Genomic DNA, 25,738 nt, shown 5'->3' with positions numbered 1-25,738 from the left:
CATTAAAATAACTTTGTAAAAACGCCCACCTGCCGAGAATTTTAAATTTTAAATTATTGTGGGTCTGCCATGGTTGATTTTAACAACGAAGTAATGCTTGCTGCTTTTGGTTTCACCAAATAGAATTTACGCACATAATGCTCAAAATCATCTAGCAAGGTTTGCCCCCATTGGCTACCTGTTTTGGCAACGTGTTCTTTGATAATTTGCATCAAATGAATACGATGGCTTTCAGTTTGCTCGTTAGAAATACGGTGAATATCAATCAACTCGTGGTTACAACGGTCAAAGAAATCCCCATCTAAATCAAGTACATAGGCAAATCCGCCTGTCATACCTGCCCCAAAATTCAAGCCTGTTTTGCCAAGTACCGTTACGATACCGCCTGTCATATATTCACAGCAGTGGTCACCTGCACCTTCTACAACGGCATGACAGCCTGAGTTACGCACGCCAAAACGCTCGCCTGCCGTACCTGCGGCAAACAAACGTCCGCCAGTCGCACCGTATAGGCAAGTATTACCGACAATGGCGGTTTGTTGGCTTGCAAATGTTGAGCCTTTTGGTGGGTAAATGACGATTTCACCGCCTGCCATGCCTTTGCCAACATAATCGTTGGCATCACCTTCAAGCTCAATGTTTAAGCCACCTGCATTCCACACACCAAGACTTTGCCCTGCTGTGCCTGTCAAATGTAGGTTAATCGGTGAACCACTCATGCCAAGATTGCCGTAGATTTGGGCGATTTCACCCGAAATTCTTGCACCGATTGAGCGGTCGCAGTTACCGATACGATAGCTAAAATCACCGCCAGAACCTGAACGAATGGTTTCCATCATATCGCTCACCATTTCTTCCGCAAGTAAACCTTTGTCAAACGGTTCGTTTTTATCTACTTGACACGTTTGTGGTTTGCCGTCTGCGATTGGGTGGCTAAACAATAATGGTTGCAAATTCAAATGTTGTTGTTTGCTGGTTTCGCCTTCCAAAATTTCTAACAAATCGGTACGACCGACCAACTCTTCCATTGAACGCACACCCAATTTAGCAAGCCATTCACGAGTTTCTGTCGCTACAAATTTAAAGAAATTAATCAACATTTCGGCTTCACCAATAAAATGTTCATCACGAAGTTCCGCTTTTTGGGTGGCAACGCCTGTTGGACAGTTGTTCAAGTGGCAAATACGCAAATATTTACAACCAACGGCAATCATTGGCGTTGTACCAAAGCCGAAACTTTCCGCACCCAAGATAGCCGCTTTTACCACGTCAAGACCTGTTTTTAGACCGCCATCGGTTTGGATACGCACTTTGTGGCGTAAGCCATTGACACGAAGCGACTGATGAGCTTCTGACAGACCCAATTCCCAAGGCGAACCTGCATAATGAATTGATGATAACGGCGATGCGGCTGTACCACCGTCATAACCAGAAATGGTAATCAAATCGGCATAGGCTTTTGCCACGCCTGTCGCAATTGTGCCAACACCTGGGCGAGATACGAGTTTTACCGACACCAACGCATCAGGATTGACTTGTTTTAAGTCAAAAATCAACTGTGCCAAGTCTTCAATTGAATAAATATCGTGGTGCGGTGGTGGAGAAATCAAGGTAACACCCGGCACAGAATAACGCAAACGAGCGATTAAACTGTTTACTTTACCACCCGGCAATTGACCGCCTTCCCCCGGTTTTGCCCCTTGAGCGACTTTGATTTGCATGACTTCTGCCGAACGCAAATACGCAGGTGTTACCCCAAAACGTCCCGATGCCACTTGTTTGATTTTTGAGTTACGCACGGTGTTGTAACGCACAGGGTCTTCACCACCTTCCCCAGAGTTTGAACGACCGCCAATTGTGTTCATGGCAATGGCAATCGCTTCGTGGGCTTCTGGCGACAATGCACCCAATGACATACCTGCTGAGTCAAAACGTTTTAAAATATTTTCAACGCTTTCCACATCGTCAAGTTTAATCGGATTGTCGGTTTTTAATTTTAACAAATCACGAATGGTCGCAACAGGGCGAGTATTGACAATATCGGCATAGGCTTGATAATTGGTGTAATCGCCTGTGCGAACCGCTTTGTGCAAGGCTTGAATCACGTCAGGATTAAAGGCGTGATATTCTTTGTTAAACACAAATTTTAACAAACCACCTTGGTCAATCGGTGTGCGTTTGCTAAAGGCGTTATTTGCCAAGGCTTTTTGGTCGGCTTGTAAATCGTCAAAAGTCGCCCCTTGAATACGGCTCTCCACGCCATCAAAACACAAGTCCACGACTTCTTTTGACAAGCCAACCGCTTCAAATAATTGTGCACCACGATATGATGAAATGGTTGAAATCCCCATTTTTGACAAGATTTTTAACAAACCTTTGTCCATACTTTTACGGAAGTTTTCTTGTGCGTATAATGGGTCGCCCAATAGTTCACCTTTTTCCACCAAATCGGCAATGACGCTGTACGCCAAATATGGATAAACCGCAGTCGCACCCACGCCAAGCAATACCGCTAAATGGTGTGAATCACGCATTAAGCCTGTTTCCACTACGATATTGGCATCGCAACGCAAGCCCACGTTAATCAAGTGGTGATGCACCGCCCCTGTCGCCATAATCGCATTGGCAGGGATTTTTCCTTTTTCAATGTTTTTATCAGACAACACCAAAATTACTTTACCTGCTTTTACTGCTTTTTCGGCTTGTTTGCAGATATTTTTTAGAGCTTTTTCTAATGATTGTGTTTCATCATAATTTAAATCAATAACTTGTAGGGCAAAACCTTTTTTGTCAATGTTTTGGATTTGTGCCATTTTGCTTGACGACAACACAGGTGATGACAATACAATACGATTAGCGTGGTCTGGTGTTGGGTCAAAAATATTTTTTTCTGTGCCTAAACACGTTTCTAGCGACATAACAATCGCTTCACGCAATGGGTCAATCGGTGGATTGGTAACTTGAGCGAATTGCTGACGGAAAAAGTCCGCCATGTGGCGAATTTGTTTTGACAAAACTGCCATTGGTGTATCATCACCCATTGAACCGACCGCTTCTTGACCGTTTTCGGCAGACGGACGTAAGATTTCGGTGCGTTCTTCATTGGTAATGTGGAACATTTTTTGTAAAGCAAAAAGCTCATCGCCTTTAATCGCAGATTTTAACGCTTCTTCTTCCAAACGTTCATCATTACGCAGACGTACCGCATTTTCACGCAACCACAAACGATACGGATAGGCTTTTTTCAACTGACGACCGACCGCTTTTGTGTCCATGATGTTGCCTGTTTCTGTGTCAATGACAAGCATTTGCCCAGGCCCGACACGCCCTTTTGCAACCACATCTTCAGGTTGATAATCCCAAGTGCCAACTTCTGATGCAACTGTGATATAGCCGTTTTTGGTCGTTACCCAACGAGATGGACGCAAGCCGTTACGGTCAAGCATACACACGGCATAACGACCGTCTTGAATTACCAAGCCTGCAGGACCGTCCCACGCTTCCATGTGTTGTGAATAAAATTCGTAAAACGCACGCAAATCCATGTCCATTGTGTCCACATTTTGCCAAGCAGGTGGCACAAGGATAGACAAGGCACGGAACAAGTCCATACCGCCAGATACCAACACTTCAAGCATATTATCAAGGCTTGATGAGTCCGAACCAACACGGTTTACCAATGGGTGCAATTCTTGCAATTCTGGGATTAAATCAGTAACGAATTTTGGTGTACGAGCCACCGCCCAATCTCGGTTGCCTTCAATGGTGTTTAATTCGCCATTGTGAGCCAAGTAGCGGAACGGTTGTGCCAACGGCCAACGTGGTAAGGTATTGGTTGAAAAACGTTGGTGGAAAACCACAATATGCGATGCCAAACGCTCATCTTGTAAATCCAAGAAAAACGCAGGTAAATCCGCAGGCATCACCAAACCTTTATAAATCACGGTTTGTGAAGTTAAAGCGGTAACGTAAAACAATGGGTCATCAGTGAGTTGTAATTCGGCTTTTTTACGAGCGATAAATAATTTACGGTTAAAAGTCGGTTCGTCCATATCAGTCGGACAATTGACTAAAATTTGTTTAAACGCTGGCAACGATTCACGAGCGATTTCACCAACAATTGACAAATCCACAGGCACATCACGCCAGCCAGCGACTGTTAAACCTTGATTTTCAATTTCTTTATTTAAAATATCTTGTGATTTTTGGGCTAAATCTTTATCCAAATTGACAAAAATTGTACCAACGGCAAAAATCGGATTAAGGGTAAAACCATTGTCCGATGCGACTTTTTGAAAAAAATCTTTTGGCATTGCCATTAATAGACCACAACCATCGCCCGTCTTGCCATCGGCTGCCACACCACCACGGTGCGTCATACAGCTTAGACTGTGAATAGCGGTTTCAACCAAATCATGACTGGCTTCGCCGTGCGTATGGGCAATCAGACCAAAACCACAATTGTCTTTAAATTCATCAGGTTGATAAAGGTTATGTTGAGAAGAATATAAGTGTGAGGACATAGGCGTATTCCCTAAATGCAAAACTGAAAAAATGGACAGTTGGCGAAGGCTACTGTAAAATACAATCAATACAACCGTCTATCTTAACGAATTGATAACAAAAAAGCTACTATTTTTATTGATTGATTAATTCCGAATTTTTTGCGTAGGGTTTTCAAATAGTTAAAAGCCTGTTTTTTGCTAAAACAGGCTTTTTTTATTCCTCGTTGTTATTATCAGCTTTTTGACGTTCTGTTTTTTCCACTGGTTTTTTCTCAGCTTGTTTTTTTTCGCTTGGCTTTTCGGTTTTTTCTATGTTTCCAGTCGGTTTTGGCTCTGGCAATTTTTGCTCAACAGGTTTTGGTTCTGGCAATCTTTGACTAAAGTCTTGATTTTGTCTAATCGCTTCATTCAGTTCAGCATTGGGATTTTTGGCAACCCGTTTTTCTTCAACCGCCAAAGTATCGTTGGTATTATTAGATTTTTCAATACTTTCTTTGGGTTTTTCTTCGGTCGCTGACGTTTCTTGGGCTTTTGGTGCTGGCAACTCAGACTTGGCTTTGCTTAGATTCACCGATTTTGGCGTATCACGCCCAATATCTTGTAATGGTGGGCTGATTTCATACTCGTCCATTTGTGCCAGATATAGCTTAAATTCTTCAGGAAATGCTTGCACATTATTTGGCAAATTAAACTTGGTTAATTTACTCGCCCCAATCGCTTCTTGGGCTGAACCAAACGTGCCATAAGTCAATACAAAACGTTTTTGATTGTCTTCATCAACAATGCGAAAATAGTTAAACTTATCACGGTCAGAACGGTTCGCCAAATAATCGGTAATCACTTCATGTTGCACCACGTTCATGACTTGCACCGTCCATTTACCAAGATTGGTTTTGATAAAACGGCTGTCTTTGAACTCTTTTGGGTAGTTGCGCTTATCCCGAATAATCGCATCAAACTTAATCGGTTGCACCATTTTATTGAGTTCATCAGGATTGTGATTTAACAACAAAATATTCGGGTCTATAACCGTTGAAATCTCGTTATCTTGGTTCTTTTTGACTTCAGGTTTTACCGCTGATGACACCCACACCATAAAAGTCAAGCCACCTGCCACTGCTGTAAAAATCAGCCAAACACTGGCTTGAGCAGCCAATGAACGATAACGTGTTGATAAAAAATTTAACATATCTAACCTTTTTTAAATCAATTCTGTAGCACTTGTTGTAAACTGCTTGCATCATAATCTGCGGTAATATAAGCATCGCCCAATGTTTTTAACAAAATCAAACGAATTTGCCCAGATTTGACCTTTTTGTCATGGCTCATCAAATCCAACGCCGTTTCCACCGCAATCTTTGGCGGTAAAATTGGTAAATTGGCATTTTTTAGTAAAATTTCCACACGAGCGACATCATCAAGACTGACATTGCCCATTTTTTGCGACAATTTCATCGCTTGCACCATGCCAATCGCCACCGCTTCACCGTGCAGATAATTGCCGTAACCTTCGTGCGTTTCAATCACATGACCAAACGTATGCCCAAAATTTAACAAGGCACGTCTGCCATTTTCAAATTCATCTTCAGCGACGATATTGGCTTTGTGTTGGCAAGATTTTAACACAGCTTCGCCAAGCAAACTCATGTCCAAACTCACCAAGCCTTGCATATTTTTCTCAAGCCAGTTTAAAAATTCTAAATCAGTAATCAAGGCATACTTAATCACTTCTGCCAATCCTGCCGACAATTCACGTTGCGGTAAAGTCGTCAATAACGCCATATCCGCAAGCACAAGTCTTGGCTGCCAAAACGCCCCAATCATATTTTTACCAAGTGGGTGATTAATACCTGTTTTACCACCAACACTAGAATCCACCTGTGATAGCAAAGTCGTTGGAATCTGGATAAAATTCACGCCACGCATAAAACTTGCCGCCGCAAAACCGACCATATCACCAATCACACCACCGCCCAACGCAATCAACGTACAATCACGGCTAAAATGCTCACGCATTAACACGTCATAAATTTGGTTAATGCTGTCTTGGTTTTTGTATTGTTCACCATCAGCCAAAATACAGGTTGCGATTTTTTTGTCTGTTGGCAAATTATCAATTAATTGTTGCAAATATAACGGTGCAATCGTTTCATTGGTAACGATTAAAATTTGTTTACCCTTGATAAAAGGCGAAAAATCAAAACTTGTTAATAAATTTTCACCAATCACAATCGGATAATCGTGTAAACGTGTGGTAACAATCAATTCTTTAGCCATACTAAAATCCTATATTAACACAAATAAACTCTTACCCTAATGACGTTTAATTTTGGTCACTTGAATGGACACAATCGGATTGTCTTTATTTTTGCCATAATGTTGGGTAAAATTTTGTAATTGGTGCAAAATTTCTTTTACCATTTTTTTTGGCGTTAAATAGCCAGTGGTAATCACAATATCCGCAAGCGATTGATAAATCGGGTCTCGCACCGCAAACAGCTCAGCTAAACATGCTTTGGGGTTGTCATTTTGGAGTAGCGGACGGCTACGGTCATGCTTGGTACGCTCGTACTGCACATCAACTTCTGCTCGCAAATAGACCACCACGCCACGCTTTAAATAATCACGGTTTATCGGTGTTATCACCGCACCACCACCTGTCGCAATCACGGCGTGCGAAAGTTTTGTTAAATCATCAAGGGTTTTACTTTCTCGTTGGCGAAAGCCTTGTTCGCCCTCTTTGTCAAAAATCCAACTAATCGTTGTCCCTGTCAAACGCTCAACTTCATGGTCGCTATCATAAAACGTATAATTTAATTGATTAGACAATAGTTTGCCAATCGTTGTTTTGCCAGCCCCCATCGGTCCGACCAATATTATCAAAGGCGGTTGCCAATTATTCACCATAAAAAAACCACAAATCATCTTATCATATCGGGGGATATTATACGATGATTTGTGGTAAATCGCTATCATTTCCCAAAAACTTGTCAAATGATAGTTGTTTTTTATTAATTCATACGACTCACACCATCATTAACAATTTTTGGTGTAACAAAAATCAACATTTCTGTTTTACTATTTGTTTTAGAAGTACGTCTAAACAAACTCTTAATGCCGGGCATATCGCCTAAAAAAGGAACTTTTTGCATATTATTACCAGTGGTGTTTTCAAAAATACCACCTAATACAACGGTTTGTCCATCATCTACAATAACGTTAGTTTGTATAGCTCTTGTAGTAATCGTTGGTGGCGATGTATTCAGATTCGCACTATCATTGGTAATAGCTAAACCCATACCTACTCGACCTTCTGGGGTAATATTAGGTGTTACTTCCAAACTAAGAACAGCATCTTTAAAGCTAGTAGATGTTGCTCCACTGGCTGAGGCTTCTTGGTAAGGTATTTGTGTACCAGACATAATTTTAGCCTTTTGTTTATCTGCTGTCAAAACTTTTGGACTAGAAACTACTTCACCACGACCATCAGACTGCATGGCTGATAACTCTAAATCTAGCAACATATCTGAAATATTTAGCAAACCAAATGCAACAGAGCCCGTTGGGTTAGATGCACCCAAATTGACGTTAAGGTTATTTGGACGAGTAACGTTCAGTTTTTCGCCTGCGTTAGTAGTTTGTACGTCCCAAAGTGTCTGTTCTGTACCACCGACAATAAAATCTTTTTTCGCACCCAAGATACCCCATTTCACACCCATTTCTTTGCTAAAGCTATCGCTTGCATTCACAATACGTGCTTCAATCATTACTTGTTTTACAGGGATATCAATTTTGCTAATCAAATCACGAATATTGGCAATACTGGCATTGGTATCTTTGATAATCAAGGTGTTGGTACGCGCATCAATGGTAACTGTACCACGAGAAGATAATAAAGATGTAGAGTGATTACCACCATTTCCACCTTTATCTGACTCAATCATTGTACGAACATCTTCAGCTTTAGCATAGTTGAGACGGATATATTCTGGGCGTACTGGGTCAAGTTCTTGTTTATCTTTAATTGCTTGTAGCTCATCATTCTCTTGTTTAGTGAGTTCGGCGGCTGGGGCTATCCAAATCACGTTGCCATTAACACGTTTGTCAAGGTTTTTGCTTTTTAAGATAATGTCTAAGGCTTGGTCCCAAGGCACATTGATTAAACGCAAAGTAATATTACCTGATACGCTATCACTGGCAATAATATTGGTATTGGTATGTTGACCCAATACTTCCAAAATCTGACGAACGCTCACATCTTGGAATTCCAAAGATAGTGGTGCTCCTGTATAGGTACGCTCTTCTAGCGTTGGTTCACGCAGTTTTTTTGGTGGTTCAATATTAATGCTTAATTGGCTACCTGTTTGATAGGCTTTATACTCATAATCACCATTCATAGCGATACGAATCACGCCATTGCGTCCTTGATTATTGGCTGTGATATTACCAACTAAGCCTGTACCTGCCATTTGTTTTAGCAAATGATTAGGAATCGTTGCACCTGTCAAACGGATAACCAATTCATCGCCTGTACGTTGTACATCTACAGGAATGCTGTCATTCACCAAATTGATGCCCACACTCGCACCACCGTTGGCAGAGCCATTTAGACTGATAGCGGTTAAGCCATCATAGCTATATTGACGAGAGGTTGCCACTGCTGGGTTTAATAATGGATTGACTTTAACAACCATCGTTTCAGCAGGTGCTGGCATATTGGTTGTGGCAACCACAGGTGCGATAGCAGGTGCTTGAATCATTTTGCCTTGCAATGACTGAGTAGTCACGACAACTTGACCATTTTGCACATTGGCATTGGTGAATTTGGCATTTTCATCTAACTCTACAATCATACGCGTGGTATTACCACTTGTAACAGTTGTTACATTATGAATCTGACCTTGATTAACTGCTTGAACACGGGGTATACCTTGACTATCGACATTTGAAAAATCCAAAACCAAACGATTTGGATTTGCCATTTGATAAGCCGTTGGTTTTACAGCACCTTGGCTAAAGCCGATATTCAACGTGGTGCTATCCGTTGTTACTTGTCCAACGGATACTTGATTGATTGTACCATTCGCCATTGCAACACTGGTGATAGTCGCAGTAGCCACTGCAACAGCAAGCTTTGATAGAGAGGTACGGCATGGATAGGTTAAAAAATTCATAAAATTATCCTTAAATACTTAGTCTTAACTTGCTGTAACAGCAATAGAAGTTGGTTGCTCAATAAACCCAACACGGCTGTCTGGTACGATTTCAATTAGATTAATTTGAGTTGGCGTGATTTCTGTAATTCGCCCATAGTTTTTACCCAAATAGTTACCAACTTTGACACTGGCAATACGACCTTCAGGTGTCTGAATAAGGGCATAAAGCTCACCGTTTTCAGAAACAACAATACCACGATACGTGAGTTCATTTAAATCAAATTGCTCTAATGGCTCTTTAATACGAGTTTCATCAGGACGAACGCCTTGAATTTCAGCTTCTTGTGTGGCTCGCAACATCAAACTTGGTGGCATAAATGGACTTCTAAGCTGTCCAGCACTATAATTAAATGCTTGTACCACTTGTGGCTGAGGTAGTGGCTGAATAGGCTGTGCAGGTTGATTACGAATCTCCTGCATTTTTTGTTCGGCAAGTCCCACTCTATCCGCACAAGCAGTTAAGCCAAAAGATACGAGCAGGGATAATACAATATAATTATTTACTCTCATTATTGTCTCCTGCTTTGGCATCATCTTTACCATCTTTTTTGGCAGTTGCTTCTGTTACATCTTTTGAACGATAAGTTTTGGTATTTAACACCATAGTTGTTTGTGGCACTTCGTCTAAGCTTGGCTTAGTATTGGTTACTTCAAAATCATGTAACGTTACAATACGAGGCAACTGTGCTAAACCACTTAAAAACGAACCGAACTCATGATAATTACCCAAAGCAGCAATGCGAATAGGCTGTTCAATAAAAAACTCTTGTGAAACTTCAGGCTCAACCTTAATATCTTGGAACTTAATATTACTACCAGAACCAACCATCGTAATACCATCTACCAAATCCGAAATACGAGTTTCTTTTGGTAATTGGTTTAACAACTCTTTAAAATCTGCTTCCATTTTAGCAATTTGGTCTTTATATGCTTGCAAATGACGAGCTTTTGATTCTTTTTCTTTGTATTGGTCTAACAAAGTTTGCTGTTCTGCTTCCGCAGAAGCAATTTCTTCACGCTTACTACTAATAGGCAACGCCCATGTTAATGCTGCTACCAAGCCCACAATAAACACCAAGGTCGTGATTTTGACAGGCAAAGGCCAGCTACCATAGTTATTTTGGTCTAACGATTTAAAACTGTCAGCAAACTCTTTAAAATCAAATGATTTCTTTGGTTTTTTATCAACAACTTTTTTTGCCTTTTTAGATAGTAACGGCTTTTTCGTTGGTTTGTTTAATTTAACCATTGATTACTCCTTTGCCGTGCTAGCAGTTGATGCTTTTGGATTGGTAACTGTTGCAGTGCTTGCAGGCTTTGCCACAGATGCACCACTCGCAACAGGTGCTTGTGCCACTTGAGCCGCTGATGCTTGGCTACTTGGAACAGTTGATGCAACTTGTTGCTGTGCCATCACAGGTGCTGGTGCTGATGCGACTGGACTAGCCGTGCTTGCTGTGCCACTGGCAACACCTTGACTAATTTTGGTGGTTACCACAAATGTCAAATAACTGTCTTCTGGATAGGTCGGTCTAGGTGGTTTACCATTCACTGATTGCGGTGCAGTCGTGGCTTGTTTATAAGCAACTGCATCAGGCTGTTGCAAACTCACCACAGCAGAATCTTGCAACCATTCAGAGCCATCTAACGCACGGATAAAATTCGCAACAACGGTATTATCACTCGCCTGTCCTGTAAAAGTAATCAAATCACCTTCACGCTTCATATTGGTTAAATACATTTGTGCAGGGATTAAACGTGCAATATCGTCCCAAACACGCACAGGCACAGGACGACGACCTTGCAAATCTTGAATCACCTTCATACGTGCAATGATATCATCACGCTGTTGCTCTAAGGTTTCAATCTCGGTTAATGCTTTATCAAGATTGGTATTTTCTTGTTTGATTTTTTCATTGGCGGCTTGTTGGTCTGTTAATTGATTATTAAAATAACTCCAAGCAGCAAAAGCGGCGAGTAATGATAATAACAACACAGCCACAATCAAGGTCATAAACTCTTTATTTTTACGTTCACGAACCTCTTGACGCCAAGGCAGTAAATTAATTCTTGCCATCAGTCAAAACTCCTTAATGCCAAACCACACGCTGCCATCAAGCTAGGTGCATCAACCAACAATGACTCAGTATTGACTTGATTACCAATCGTCATATTGGCAAATGGATTGGCAATGCTGGTACGACTACCCAATTTTTGTTCAACCATGCTTGCCAAGCCGGGCAAACTTGCTGTACCACCCGATAACAAGATATAATCAACCTGATGACTTTGGCTTGAAGAAAAATAAAATTGTAACGAACGGGTGATTTGTTGAACAATTGAATCCAAAAATGGCATTAACACATCTGATTGATAATCATCTGGTAATGTCATGTTTTTCTTGTTTGTCATGGCTTCTTCATAAGTTAAGCCATAACGATTTTGGATACTTTCTGTGAGCTGTCCACCGCCAAACAATTGTTCGCGACTATAAACAAAATCACCATCTTTGGCGATATACAAAGTCGTTTGACTATGACCAATGTCAATCAAGGCGACATTCTGTGGTTGTCCTGGCAGGCTGTCCACGATGAGCTGAAATGCACGCTCAATAGCATAAGACTCCACATCAACCACTTTTGTCTCAAGTCCTGCAAGCGTCATCACTTCAACACGTTGCTCCACATTTTCAGAGCGTGATGCGACTAACAGCACACGAGATTTGCCTTCATCAGCTGCAGGCCCTAATACTTCAAAATCCAAATTAACTTCGGTTAAAGGATATGGAATATATTGGTCAGCATCCAGACGAATACGAGCCTCACGGTCAGTATCTGACATGGCAGTATCCATCTCAATGATTTTGCTAATCACAGATGCACCCGAAACGGCTGTTGCCACGTTTTTGCTAGACAAACTCAACGAGCGACTAAGTTTATTAATCGCATCGCCTACCGCTTCTGGGTCTTTGATTTCTTTATCAATCACAGCACCCCGATTGAGCGGTTCAATACCATAATTTTTTAGGTGAAATAGTCCTTGCTGGCGGACAATTTCAACCATTTTTACCGATGTTGAAGTAACATCAACACCGATAATTTGTTTGTTGCTTTTTGTTAAGAACCTCACAACAATGTTCCTTAATATGCTAGTGTCGGTAACAGAAAATTTCTACAGTGTATACAATACTGCATTGATTAACAATATTCAACCATTTTTTAAATTTTATCTAATAAATGGAATAAAAATAGGATAAATGGCAAAGAATTTTTACTGCTGTTGAAATTTTTTGGGTATAATAGCATTTTATTTTTCCTATGTTAATCTGTATGTCTAAAAATGCCACTTCTTTTTCATTGTTAAAGTTTTTTGTTAATTTGATTTTAGCCATTGTTGCATTGGCAATTGTATTGGTTTTAGCATTTCCGATTGGTTTTTATGGTATGGCGATGTATATCACGCCAAGTTTGCCGAGTCTTGATGAGCTAAAACAAGCCAAACTTGCCATGCCTTTACAAATTTACACAAGCGATAACCAACTCATCGGACAGTATGGTAATACCATGTCTTTGCCTGTCGCCTATGAAGATGTACCAAAAGATTTGGTGAATGCGTTTTTGGCTGCCGAAGATGCCAGTTTTTTTCAGCATAGCGGCATCAGTGTCAAAGGGATTGGACGTGCCGTAACCGAAGCGGTGAGCGATGATGAAGGACAAACGGGCGGTTCTACCATTACCATGCAGGTTGCCAAAAATTATTTTTTATCGCCTGAGCGAACCTTAAACCGTAAATTGGTTGAGTTATTTTTAGCTAGAAAAATTGAAGAAAAATTGACCAAAAATGAAATTTTTACTTTATACGTGAATAAAATTTATTTGGGTCAAGGGGCATATGGGATTAAGGCTGCTGCCAAACAATATTATAGCAAATCTTTGGACAATTTAACCATTGCCGAAATGGCAATGATTGCAGGTTTGCCAAAAGCCCCATCAAAATACAATCCTGTCGTCAATCCTGAACGTGCCTTAGAACGCCGCAACTGGATTTTGGGACAAATGCTCAAAAATGGTGCTATCACCCAAGCCCAATATGACGAAGCAGTCAATGCACCGATTAACTTAAAACTTTATCAAGCAAAACTGGATAAAAACTTTCCTTATCTTGCCGAAATGACTCGTGTTGCCTTGGTTGAGCAATATGGCGAAAGCGTGATGGATTCTGGTTGGCGTGTGAAATTAACCATTGACAGTAAAGAACAAGAAATCGCCGACAATGCGTTAAAACGTGGCTTGTTTGCGTATGACCGCCGTCATGGTTGGCGAAGACCACCCAACACCAAATATGCCAAAGATAAAAAGTCAAAACCTGCAGTATTTGCCAATTTTCCAGATATTCCACCTTTTTATCCCGTTGAAGTTACCAAACTGATTTCTGGTAATCAGTTTGAAGCCCAAATGAAAAACGGCACAAAAATCACAGGCTCATTGTCATACGTACGTCAGTCTTATGGCAGTGTCAGTGTGCGTCAGCATGATGTGGTATATGTAACACAAAACGAAAACGATTCCGAAAAATGGAACTTGGTTCAACTGCCTGCGGTAGAAGGGGCTTTAGTCTCTGTTGAGCCTGATACAGGGGCGTTAATTGCCGCCGTTGGTGGCTTTGACTTTAACAAAAGCAAATTTAACCGTGCCTTACAAGGCTATCGCCAGCCAGGTTCTACCATCAAGCCTTTGGTTTATACCGCCGCTTTAGAAAAAGGCTTTAGCCCTGATACTTTGGTATCGGACGGACCGTTAAAGGTTGGTAACTGGACCCCAAAAAATGCTGATGGACGCTTTTTAGGCTCAATTCCACTGCGTACAGGGCTTTATTTATCCAGAAACTTGGTATCTATTCGTGTCTTACGTTCAGCAGGTATTCCTGATACCCGAGAAATGTTGAGCCAACTGGGGCTTGAAAAAGACCGTATGCCGACCACGCTATCATTGGCATTGGGTTCTGGCGAAGCCACACCCGTACAAATGGCGACCGCTTATTCAACGATTGCCAATGGTGGACATCGTATTCAACCTTATTTTATTGAACAAATATTTGATTATAATGGCAAATTAATTTTCCAAGCTAATCCACAAAATGCGTGTGCGACTTGCTTTAACAGCCAACTCAAAAAACTCAATGCTGACACGCTCAAAGCATTTGAACAATTACAAAAAGACGGCAAAAACAACAACGAAACCAAAAAAGCGGATTTACTCAACGAAAATCCAATTGATGAAGAAGAAAGCAAGCCAAATGACGATGCCGAAGAACCAACCGATAAAAAACAAAACACAAAATTAAGCAAAGAAGAAAAAGCCAAAAAAGATTTGCTAAAACGCCGAGCCGATTTAGAAGCTCAGCTTTATGATGCTGGCCCTGAATCTGACCGATTAAAACCAAGTGCTATCCAATATCAGCCTTCACAACAAGCACCACGCATTATCGCCTCAAGCTCGGCTTTTCAAATGGCAAACATGATGCGCGATGTGATTCAGCTTGGTACTGCCAAAAAAGCCCAAGCGATTGGACGCTCTGATGTCGGCGGTAAAACTGGTACCACCAATGATGCCAAAGACGCATGGTTTGCAGGGATTCACCCAACGATGGCGACCATCGTTTGGATTGGTTTTGACCAACCTGTCGGCTTAGGACGTGGTGAGTTTGGTGGTGTGGCAGCCCTGCCTGTGTGGATGGATTTTACCTCAAAAATGCTCAAAGACAAACCTGTACAATGGGTATCTGTTAACAACCGTGCCAAATCCAAAAAACAAGAACAAGAAACCATTGAACTAACCGACAATGGCGAAAGACGTTTGGACAGCAAAGGCAACGAAATCAAAGATGAAACCAAACCCCCGAAAGGCGTTACCCAAAAACGTCCTGAACAACAGCCTGACATCGACTCTACAACTGACGATATGCCAAGCGAACAACCCAAACAAAACCGCAACATGGCACAAATTGAATCCAACCGCCGAGTCAAATCTGCCGAAGAATAATCCGTTATTTTGCAAATAAAAAATCCCAAAACAACTTTGGGATTTTTTTTGATTAAAATTCAACCATACCTTCTCGCAAACTTTCCACCACTTCAAGCAACTGCCCACGCCACTGACGTACCATATCCACCGATATCACCAAGCCATCAGTCATTGCCTTTGCCATCACGTCCACCACAGGCAATTTGCCATTTAATACAAGCTTTTCATTGTTTTCAGTTTTTTCTTTGGGGACAGGTTTAAAATCAACTTGTTTTACGGCTTGTTCAATGTCTGCTAAAAAGTCTGTTTGTAAAAGTTTTTTTAAACGCACAATTTCTGGTGAAATTTGGGTTCGCTCTGCCAATGCTTTTTCAATGTTTGTCAAACTGGGTTCTGCCAAATTGACATGATAATAATGGGAAATTTCCTGTAAAAATGCCAAATAACCACCGTACAAATGCAAAATTGCCGATTCGACATGAGCAGTTTGCAGTTGGGCTTGGGGTGTTTCTTCTGCCAGCTGGCAATAAATTCGGCTAAAATAAAATTTTTGGTTGGTTCTATCCGCTTGATAACGTGCGACACGGTTTGCCATAATTTTTTCCTAAATTTTACAAATAAACACAACTATAGCACTTTTCACAAAAAAACGCCAAACAAAAAGGTCAATTCTTACGAACTGACCCTTTTGTTTTGCTAAATATTTGACAATCAAATTATTTGTTTTCTTGACTGTTAAATTCTTCTGCAAATTTGTTTTGGAACTCTTCGGTGAAATTATCCACATCAGCAGGAATCACACCTTCAACCAACGCATTGTCTAACACATCAGTGTTGATGATTTCGTCTGCTGTATTCACCGTATTTTGGCGATAGGTATGATACGCCAAACCTGTTCCTGATGGTACAAGACGACCGACAACCACGTTTTCTTTTAGACCACGCAAGTCATCAACTTTACCCATTACCGCAGCGGCTGTCAAGACACGTGTGGTTTCTTGGAACGATCCTGCCGAAATAAAGCTTTCGGTTGCAAGCGATGCTTTGGTAATACCCATCAATAAACGTTCAAATTTCACAGGGAATTTATTTTCGCTGTCAAGTTTTTGGTTTAATGCCACGATATCAGCGTATTCGGCTTGGTCACCTTTAAAGTAGCTTGAATCACCGCCTTCGATAATTTCTACTTTACGAAGCATTTGACGAATGATGACTTCAATGTGTTTGTCATTGATTTTTACGCCTTGTAAACGGTAAACGTCTTGTACTTCATTGACAATATAGTTTGCCAATTCGGTTTCGCCTTTTAAGCGTAAAATATCGTGTGGGTTGGCAGGACCATCGGCAATCACTTCACCACGCTCCACTCGCTCACCTTCAAACACGTTGATTTGTCGCCATTTTGGAATCAACTCTTCGTGGATTTCACCATCATCATTGGTAATGATAAAGCGGTTTTTGCCTTTGGTATCTTTACCAAAACTGACTGTACCACTCATTTCAGCCATAATCGCATGATCTTTTGGACGGCGGGCTTCAAACAAGTCGGCGACACGTGGCAAACCACCCGTAATATCTTTTGTACCTGATGATTCTTGTGGAACACGACCTAACACCGAGCCTGTGGCAACTTCATCACCTTCGTGTACACGAATGATGGTTTGTTGTGGTAGGAAGTAAATCACCTCTTTGCCATCTTTGGTGTCAAGAATAATCGCAGGACGCAAGTCTTTACCAGAGCTTGGGCGGTCTTTGGTCGCCAAGATTTCGTAAGAACTCATACCTGTGGCTTCATCAATCTTCATGGTCGCTGTGATACCATCGGTGATATCGTTAAAGCGAGCTTTACCTGATACTTCGGTAATAATTGGGTGGGTATGTGGGTCCCATTTTGCAATGGTTTGACCTGCACTTACCGTTTCACCGTCCATTACCAAGACAGATGAACCGTATGGTGCTTTATAACGCTCACGCTCACGACCCAAATCGTCGGTAACACTGATTTCAGCAGAACGAGAAACCACCACCAAATGTCCATCAGTGTGTTTTACTGATTTTAAGTTTTGGAAACGTACTGTACCTGCGTTATTTACCTGAATGCTGTTTTGAACGGATTCAGCAGATGCCGCACCACCTACGTGGAATGTACGCATGGTAAGCTGTGTACCCGGCTCACCGATTGACTGAGCTGCCATAACACCGACTGACTCACCGATATTGACACGATGACCACGAGCCAAATCACGACCGTAACATTTTGCACACACGCCATATGGTACATCACAAGTAATGACCGAACGTACCCAAACTTCATCAATACCATGTTCATCAAGTACTTTTACCCAATGCTCATCAAGCAATGTACCTGCTGGAATAGCAACTTCGCCTGTTTTGTTTGACATCACGTCTTTGGCGGTTACACGACCCAATACACGGTCGCCCAGTTGTTCGATGATTTCACCACCTTGAATGTGTGGCTTCATCAAAATGCCTTTTTCTGTGCCACAGTCTTCTTGGGTAATCACCAAGTCTTGTGCTACGTCCACCAAACGGCGAGTTAAGTAACCCGAGTTTGCGGTTTTCAATGCGGTATCCGCAAGACCTTTACGTGCACCGTGCGTTGAGATAAAGTACTGCAAAACGCTCAAACCTTCACGGAAATTTGCTTTAATTGGCGTTTCAATAATAGAGCCGTCAGGTTTTGCCATCAAGCCACGCATACCTGCCAACTGACGAATCTGTGTCGCACTACCACGAGCACCTGAGTCTGACATGATGTAAATTGAGTTGAAAGATTTTTCTTTTTCTTCATTACCATCACGGTTAATCACGGTGTCAAATGATAGGTTGTCCATCATCGCTTTGGCGATTTGTTCATTGGTACGAGACCAAATATCAATCACTTTGTTATAACGTTCACCTGCGGTTACAAAACCTTGTTCAAATTGATGTTCAATTTCACGTACTTCTGCATCAGCCGATTCAATGATTTGGTTTTTGCTTGGTGGAATGACCATGTCTTCCATACCAATAGAAACGCCTGACAAGGTCGCTTGGGCAAAACCTAAGTACATCAATTGGTCAGCGAACATAACGCTGTCTTTTACGCCCATTTTACGGTAACATGAGTTAATCAGTTTTGAGATGTTTTTCTTGGTCATCTCTTTGTTTACTTCGTCAAAGTTCATGCCTTTTGGCGTGATGTTCCAAATTAAGCAACGACCTGCAACTGTTTCAATCATGCGAGTGGCAGTATGTTCTGTGCCATCTTCATCAAAAGTAGTTTCGGTAACACGCACTTTGATTTTAGCATTGACACTTAATTTATTCGCACCCAAAGCACGATACACTTCTTTGACATTAGAAAAAGTCATGCCTTCGCCTTTGGCATTCACTTTACCACGGCTGATATAGTATAGACCTAACACAACGTCTTGCGATGGTGTGATAATCGGCTCACCGTTGGCAGGTGACAAAATATTATTGGTAGACATCATCAAGGCACGCGCTTCAAGCTGTGCTTCTAACGTCAATGGCACGTGAACCGCCATTTGGTCACCGTCAAAGTCGGCGTTAAACGCTGAACACACCAATGGGTGCAACTGAATGGCTTTACCTTCAATCAACACAGGCTCAAACGCTTGTAAACCCAAACGGTGCAGTGTTGGTGCACGGTTCAATAGTACTGGATGTTCACGAATCACACTGGCAAGCATATCCCAAACGGCTGGTTCTTCACGCTCAACCATTTTTTTGGCAGCTTTAATCGTTGTTGCGATACCTTTTTGTAATAGTTTTGCGTAAGTAAATGGTTTAAATAATTCTAACGCCATTTTCTTTGGCAAACCGCATTGATGCAAACGCAAGTATGGGACTACGGTAATCACCGAACGACCTGAATAGTCTACACGTTTACCTAACAAGTTTTGACGGAAACGACCTTGTTTACCTTTAATCATATCCGCTAAAGATTTTAAAGGACGTTTGTTTGAGCCAGTAATCGCACGACCACGACAGCCATTATCTAGCAAGGCATCAACCGATTCTTGTAACATACGTTTTTCGTTACGCACGATAATGTCAGGTGCGTTTAATTCTAATAAACGTTTTAAACGGTTGTTACGGTTAATCACACGGCGATACAAATCGTTCAAATCTGAAGTTGCAAAACGACCGCCTTCCAGTGGTACCAACGGGCGCAAATCTGGTGGCAATACAGGTAAAATATTCATTACCATCCACTCAGGTTTGTTGTTAGAATCACGGAAAGATTCCAACAATTTTAAGCGTTTTGACATTTTTTTCAGTTTGGTTTCTGAGCCTGTGTTCGGAATTTCTTCGCGAAGTTGGTCAATTTCCAAATCCACATCAATATCACGCAATAAATCTTGAACCGCTTCTGCACCCATTTTGGCGGTAAATTCATCGCCAAATTCTTCTAGGGCTTTAAAATAATCTTCGTCATCAAGCAGTTGATATTTTTCAAGGCTGGTCAAACCAGGGTCAGTCACGACATAGCTTTCAAAATATAACACACGCTCAATATCACGCAAGGTCATATCAAGCAACAAGCCGATACGGCTTGGCAATGATTTTAAAAACCAAATATGAGCAACAGGGCTGGCAAGCTCAATATGACCCATACGTTCACGGCGAACTTTTCCTGCAGTAACTTCTACGCCACATTTTTCACAGATAACGCCTTGGAATTTACGACGTTTGTATTTGCCACAAAGACATTCATAGTCTTTGACTGGACCAAAAATTTTGGCACAAAATAAACCATCACGTTCTGGTTTAAAGGTACGGTAATTGATGGTTTCAGGTTTTTTCACTTCACCATGCGACCATGATTTTATGGTGTCTGGCGATGCTAAAGAAATTTGAATGCTGTCAAACTCTAAATTTGTAGAGTCCACAGGGCTTTTCATGATATCTAATAAATCTTTCAAATTACTTCTCCATCGTGAGTAAATTATCAATTTTTTAAAGCGAATTTGTTAAAACACGCGAATACTGCAACCATCATTGATGATTGCAGTTTTTTGCTTAGTTTTTGATTTTACTATGGTCTTTTAACTCAATGTTAATACCCAAAGATTTAATCTCTTTGGTCAATACATTAAATGACTCAGGCATACCCGGTGCCATGTTTTGCTCACCATCCACGATGTTTTTGTACATACGTGTACGACCTTCCACATCGTCCGATTTGACCGTTAGCATTTCTTGTAGTGTGTAAGCAGCACCGTAGGCTTCTAATGCCCAAACTTCCATCTCACCAAAACGCTGACCACCAAACTGGGCTTTACCGCCCAATGGTTGCTGTGTTACAAGTGAGTAAGAACCTGTTGAACGGGCATGCATTTTATCATCAACCAAGTGGTTAAGTTTTAACATATACATATAACCGACCGTTACAGGACGGTCAAATTGCTCACCTGTACGACCATCATACAAGACTTGCTGACCTGTAGTAGACATACCAGCCAGCTCTAGCAAGTTTTTGATTTGGGTTTCTTTGGCACCGTCAAATACGGCTGTACCCATCGGTACACCTGCACGCAGATTTTTTGACATAGCAATGATTTCATCATCACTCATGCTGTCTAAATCTACTTTTTCGCCACCGATTTGATTATAAATTTTGTCTAAAAATTCACGTAAATCATTGACCGCACGTTGTGCTTTTAGCATTTCGTCAATTTTGATACCCAAACCACGAGCCGCACCGCCTAAGTGCGTTTCTAGTACCTGTCCCACGTTCATACGAGATGGTACACCCAGTGGGTTTAGCACCACATCAACAGGGTTGCCGTTTTCATCGTAAGGCATATCTTCTACAGGCATGATACGAGAAACAACCCCTTTGTTACCGTGACGACCTGCCATTTTATCCCCTGGTTGGATACGGCGTTTAACGGCTAGATACACTTTAACGATTTTTTGGACACCATGTGCCAAATCATCGCCTGCGGTTAATTTGCGTTTTTTCTCGGTGAATTTTTCGTCAATTTCAGTTTGTTTGTCTTTTAAGAACTCTGCAATTTGACTCAAACGCTCGGCGGTTTCTTCTTGGATTGGTTGAATGTCAAGCAAAGTTTCAAGCGACATATCTGCCATGCTATCGGTTGTCAAAACTGTACCTGATTTTAAACCAGCCCCACCACTCACCGCTTGACCGTTTAGTAAGCCAATCACACGACTACGAGCCGCATCTTCAAAAATGCGTAACTCTTCTTTTAAATCTTTACGGTAGCTGTCAAGTTGTGCTTTTTCAATCGCTTTGGCACGACTGTCTTTTTCCACACCATCACGAGTAAATACCTGCACGTCAATCACCGTACCTTTGGTAGATGATGGTACACGCAAAGATGTGTCTTTCACATCAGCAGCTTTTTCACCAAAAATTGCACGCAGAAGTTTTTCTTCTGGTGTTAATTGGGTTTCGCCTTTTGGTGTCACTTTACCGACCAAAATATCGCCTGTCTCAACTTCCGCACCGATATAAACAATCCCTGCTTCGTCAAGGTTTGCTAATGCAGCTTCACCCACATTTGGAATATCGGCGGTGATTTCTTCTTGACCTAATTTGGTATCACGAGCCACACAGGTTAATTCTTGAATGTGAATGGTGGTAAAGCGGTCTTCTTTAACCACACGCTCTGATAACAAAATCGAGTCTTCAAAGTTATAACCATTCCAAGGCATAAACGCCACACGCATATTTTGACCAAGAGCCAGTTCACCCAAATCGGTTGAAGGGCCATCGGCAAGGATATCGCCACGTGCGATTTCATCACCCAAATTCACGATGATACGTTGGTTAATACAAGTATTTTGGTTTGAGCGAGTATATTTAATCAAGTTATAAATATCAATACCTGCTTCGCCTGCGGTCATTTCATTTTCGTTGACTTTCACCACAATACGGCTTGCGTCCACGTCCATAATCGTACCGCCACGTTTGGCAATCACACACACGCCAGAGTCACGAGCCACGTGACGCTCCATGCCCGTACCGACAAGTGGCTTATCAGAACGCAAAGTAGGCACGGCTTGACGTTGCATGTTTGAACCCATCAAAGCACGGTTCGCATCGTCATGCTCCAAGAATGGAATCAAACTTGCCGCCACCGACACAACTTGACGTGGTGAAACGTCCATATGCGTCACTTTTTCTTTTGGCATACGCACAAATTCGCCATAATTACGTACCGTCACATAATCTTCTGATAAATTGCCTTGTGCATCAACAGGAGAATCCGCTTGTGCAATCACTGTACCAACTTCTTCAATCGCTGATAAATATTCAATTTCGTCAGTGACTTGACCATCAACCACTTTACGATAAGGGGTTTCTAAAAAGCCATACTCATTGGTTTTTGCAAATACTGCCAACGAGTTAATCAAACCAATATTTGGACCCTCTGGCGTTTCAATTGGACACACACGACCGTAATGCGTTTGGTGTACGTCTCGCACCTCAAAGCCCGCACGTTCACGTGTCAAACCACCTGGCCCTAAAGCAGAAACACGGCGTTTATGTGTGATTTCTGACAATGGGTTATTTTGGTCCATAAACTGTGATAATTGTGAAGAACCAAAAAATTCTTTAATCGCAGCCGCCACAGGTTTTGAATTAATCAAATCTTGTGGTGATAAATTGTCCGATTCAGCCGAGCTTAAACGCTCTTTGACTGCACGTTCAACACGCACCAAACCAACACGGAATTGGTTTTCTGTCATTTCACCGACCGAACGTACACGGCGGTTACCCAAATGGTCAATATCATCAACCACACCACGACCATCACGGATATCTACCAACATTTTAACCACATCAATGATATCATCATTGGTCAAAACGCCACGTTCACGTTGTAATTCTGGGTCATTGGTTGGCTCAAAACTGCGTCCCAAACGACGGTTAAACTTCATACGACCTACATTTGACAAGTCATAACGGTCAGCACTAAAGAACATCGATTCAAACAATTTTTCAGCCGTATCCAGCGTTGGTGGCTCACCTGGACGCATGACTTTATAAATTTCAATTAACGCTTCTTCACGTGTCAAAGCTGTATCCGCACGTAACGTATCAGCAATATATGAACCGTGGTCAATGTCATTGGTAAATAACAAACTAAACTCAGACACACCATTGGCACTGATTTTTACCAAGGTTTCATGGTCAAGCACTTGATTGGCACGAGCAATCACATCTTCACCGACCACGATATCTTTTGCCAAAATACGTTCATACAAGTACTCATCAGGTACAGGCAAACGAGCCATACCTGATTTTTCAATCTCACGGATTGAACGTGCATTCACACGTTTACCTTGTTCTACAATCACTTTGCCATCAGGTGAAACAATGTCAAACTGTGCCATCTCACCACGCAAACGCTCTGCAACAAGGTCAATCTCAAACTGCTCTGCACCTTTATACACATTGATACTTTCATAAAACGCATCAAGAATTTCTTGATTGGTCATACCAATGGCATGCAAAATCACCGTTGCCAACAATTTACGACGACGGTCAATACGAGCAAACACCAAATCTTTGGCATCAAACTCAAAATCCAACCAAGAACCACGATAAGGAATAATACGCGCATTATAAAGTACCTTGCCACTTGAATGTGATTTGCCTTTGTCATGGTCAAAGAACACCCCTGGTGAACGGTGCAACTGCGACACAATCACACGCTCAGTACCGTTAATCACAAACGTACCGTTTTCTGTCATCAATGGGATTTCGCCCATATAGACGCTTTGCTCACGAATATCTTTAATCGCCGCTTTAGACTCTTTGTCTTTAGCGTCTTTATCTTTAATCACCAAACGGATTTTTACACGCAAGGGTGCCGCATAGGTTGAACCACGCAAAATACACTCACGAACATCAAACTCAGGCGTACCTAAATAATACTCAACAAACTGTAACTCAGCGTTACCAGTATGGCTTTCAATCGGGAAAATTGAATTAAAAGCCGCCTGCAAACCAATGTTATCCCGACCTTTTGGCTTTTTATTTTCTTGCAAAAATTGCTCATAAGAATCCACCTGAATTGCCAATAAATACGGCACATCCATCACAGTGGGCAATTTAGCAAAACTTTTACGAATGCGTTTTTTTTCAGTATACGAGTATGCCATTAAAAGTCCTTAAACATTCAAAGCGTTAATGCCTACCCAAACCAGAACTTATCTGATATTGGAGTTTTTTAAGTATCATGAAAAATCATGACAACAAAATTAAAATAATTATCTTACCAAAAATAGTAAAATAATTAGAATGGAATAAAAATCATCTCAAAATCACAAAAAACGACAAAAGCCAAACACCAATAAAGGCATTTAGCTTAAACGAAAATAACTAATGATTAACAAGATTATTTTTTTGCATGAAACAAAAGAGTCCTTTGTATGTGTGCCACGTCTGACACGAAAGGTCAAGTACTCAATTATACACAAAAAAAGCCACTATTGCAAGTGCAATAATGGCTTTTTATTTTGACAAAAAACTGTCAAAAGCAAATAAACTTTTAGAATTATTTCAATTCTACAGTTGCACCTGCTTCTTCTAATTTTTTCTTCAATTCTTCAGCTTCAGCTTTGTTTACGCCTTCTTTAACTGGCTGTGGAGCGCCTTCAACTAGGTCTTTTGCTTCTTTCAAACCTAAGCCTGTGATTTCACGAACAGCTTTAATAACGCCAACTTTCTTATCGCCAGCACCAGTCAATACAACAGTGAAGTCGTCTTTTTCTTCAGCTGCAGGTGCATCACCACCAGCTGGAGCAGCAGCTACTGCAACTGCAGCAGATACGCCAAATTTTTCTTCCATTGCAGAGATAAGTTCTACAATTTCCATTACGCTTTTTTCAGCGATTGCATCAAGGATTTCTTGGTTAGTTAATGCCATGATAATATTCCTAAAATAAGTGAATTTGTGTAAATTAAGCTACTTGTTTGTTTAAAACA

Annotated in this window: 14 protein-coding genes; 1 reads left to right on the top strand and 13 read right to left on the bottom strand. The window is 41.3% G+C overall.

Annotated features, from left to right (window positions below; translation table 11 throughout):
* Positions 1 to 53 precede the first annotated feature (53 nt).
* The 9 genes from gltB to ACGTJS_RS05860 form a co-directional block, all read right to left on the bottom strand.
* Positions 54 to 4,523: a glutamate synthase large subunit gene (gene gltB / locus ACGTJS_RS05900; protein WP_410473114.1), complete on the bottom strand. Its 4,470-nt coding sequence runs from the start codon at positions 4,521 to 4,523 to the stop codon at positions 54 to 56.
* Between the two features lie 196 nt (positions 4,524 to 4,719).
* Positions 4,720 to 5,694: a hypothetical protein gene (locus tag ACGTJS_RS05895; RefSeq protein WP_410473113.1), complete on the bottom strand. Its 975-nt coding sequence runs from the start codon at positions 5,692 to 5,694 to the stop codon at positions 4,720 to 4,722.
* 17 nt (positions 5,695 to 5,711) lie between these two features.
* Positions 5,712 to 6,782 (bottom strand): 3-dehydroquinate synthase, encoded by a 1,071-nt coding sequence (gene aroB / locus ACGTJS_RS05890; protein ID WP_410473112.1) that lies wholly within the window; start codon positions 6,780 to 6,782, stop codon positions 5,712 to 5,714.
* A gap of 36 nt (positions 6,783 to 6,818) precedes the next feature.
* Positions 6,819 to 7,412: a shikimate kinase gene (locus ACGTJS_RS05885; protein ID WP_315042229.1), complete on the bottom strand. Its 594-nt coding sequence runs from the start codon at positions 7,410 to 7,412 to the stop codon at positions 6,819 to 6,821.
* Positions 7,413 to 7,516: 104 nt separating this feature from the next.
* Positions 7,517 to 9,679, bottom strand: a complete 2,163-nt coding sequence (gene pilQ / locus ACGTJS_RS05880; RefSeq protein ID WP_410473111.1) for a type IV pilus secretin PilQ — start codon at positions 9,677 to 9,679, stop codon at positions 7,517 to 7,519.
* Between the two features lie 24 nt (positions 9,680 to 9,703).
* Positions 9,704 to 10,231 carry a pilus assembly protein PilP gene (locus tag ACGTJS_RS05875; protein WP_410473110.1) on the bottom strand — a complete coding sequence of 176 codons (528 nt, stop codon included), beginning with the start codon at positions 10,229 to 10,231 and terminating at the stop codon, positions 9,704 to 9,706.
* On the bottom strand, positions 10,218 to 10,970 hold the full coding sequence (locus ACGTJS_RS05870) for a type 4a pilus biogenesis protein PilO (RefSeq protein WP_410473109.1): 753 nt from the start codon (positions 10,968 to 10,970) through the stop codon (positions 10,218 to 10,220). The genes ACGTJS_RS05875 and ACGTJS_RS05870 overlap by 14 nt, the downstream gene beginning before the upstream one ends.
* Before the next feature lie 3 nt (positions 10,971 to 10,973).
* Positions 10,974 to 11,798 carry a PilN domain-containing protein gene (locus ACGTJS_RS05865; RefSeq protein WP_410473108.1) on the bottom strand — a complete coding sequence of 275 codons (825 nt, stop codon included), beginning with the start codon at positions 11,796 to 11,798 and terminating at the stop codon, positions 10,974 to 10,976.
* Positions 11,798 to 12,850, bottom strand: a complete 1,053-nt coding sequence (locus ACGTJS_RS05860; protein WP_410473107.1) for a pilus assembly protein PilM — start codon at positions 12,848 to 12,850, stop codon at positions 11,798 to 11,800. Before ACGTJS_RS05860 ends, ACGTJS_RS05865 begins: the two co-directional genes overlap by 1 nt.
* A 200-nt stretch (positions 12,851 to 13,050) precedes the next feature.
* Between ACGTJS_RS05860 and ACGTJS_RS05855 the strand changes: the two genes are divergently transcribed.
* Complete coding sequence (locus ACGTJS_RS05855; protein ID WP_410473106.1) at positions 13,051 to 15,762, top strand: penicillin-binding protein 1A; 2,712 nt, start codon at positions 13,051 to 13,053, stop codon at positions 15,760 to 15,762.
* A gap of 52 nt (positions 15,763 to 15,814) precedes the next feature.
* Here the strand turns inward: ACGTJS_RS05855 and ACGTJS_RS05850 are convergent, their stop codons facing one another.
* The 4 genes from ACGTJS_RS05850 to rplL all read right to left on the bottom strand — a co-directional run bounded on the left by ACGTJS_RS05850 (position 15,815) and on the right by rplL (position 25,679).
* Positions 15,815 to 16,339: a DUF6586 family protein gene (locus ACGTJS_RS05850; protein WP_410473105.1), complete on the bottom strand. Its 525-nt coding sequence runs from the start codon at positions 16,337 to 16,339 to the stop codon at positions 15,815 to 15,817.
* A gap of 121 nt (positions 16,340 to 16,460) precedes the next feature.
* Positions 16,461 to 20,696: a DNA-directed RNA polymerase subunit beta' gene (gene rpoC / locus ACGTJS_RS05845; RefSeq protein ID WP_410473104.1), complete on the bottom strand. Its 4,236-nt coding sequence runs from the start codon at positions 20,694 to 20,696 to the stop codon at positions 16,461 to 16,463.
* Positions 20,697 to 20,793: 97 nt separating this feature from the next.
* Complete coding sequence (rpoB, locus tag ACGTJS_RS05840) at positions 20,794 to 24,912, bottom strand: DNA-directed RNA polymerase subunit beta (protein ID WP_410473103.1); 4,119 nt, start codon at positions 24,910 to 24,912, stop codon at positions 20,794 to 20,796.
* Positions 24,913 to 25,307: 395 nt separating this feature from the next.
* On the bottom strand, positions 25,308 to 25,679 hold the full coding sequence (rplL, locus tag ACGTJS_RS05835; protein ID WP_315042082.1) for a 50S ribosomal protein L7/L12: 372 nt from the start codon (positions 25,677 to 25,679) through the stop codon (positions 25,308 to 25,310).
* Positions 25,680 to 25,738: the final 59 nt, after the last annotated feature.

Origin of the sequence: Faucicola mancuniensis (assembly GCF_046523945.1) — a bacterium.
GTDB lineage: Bacteria > Pseudomonadota > Gammaproteobacteria > Pseudomonadales > Moraxellaceae > Faucicola > Faucicola mancuniensis.
Note: the sequence above shows the minus strand (reverse complement) of the source record. Positions and strands in the feature narration are given on the sequence as shown.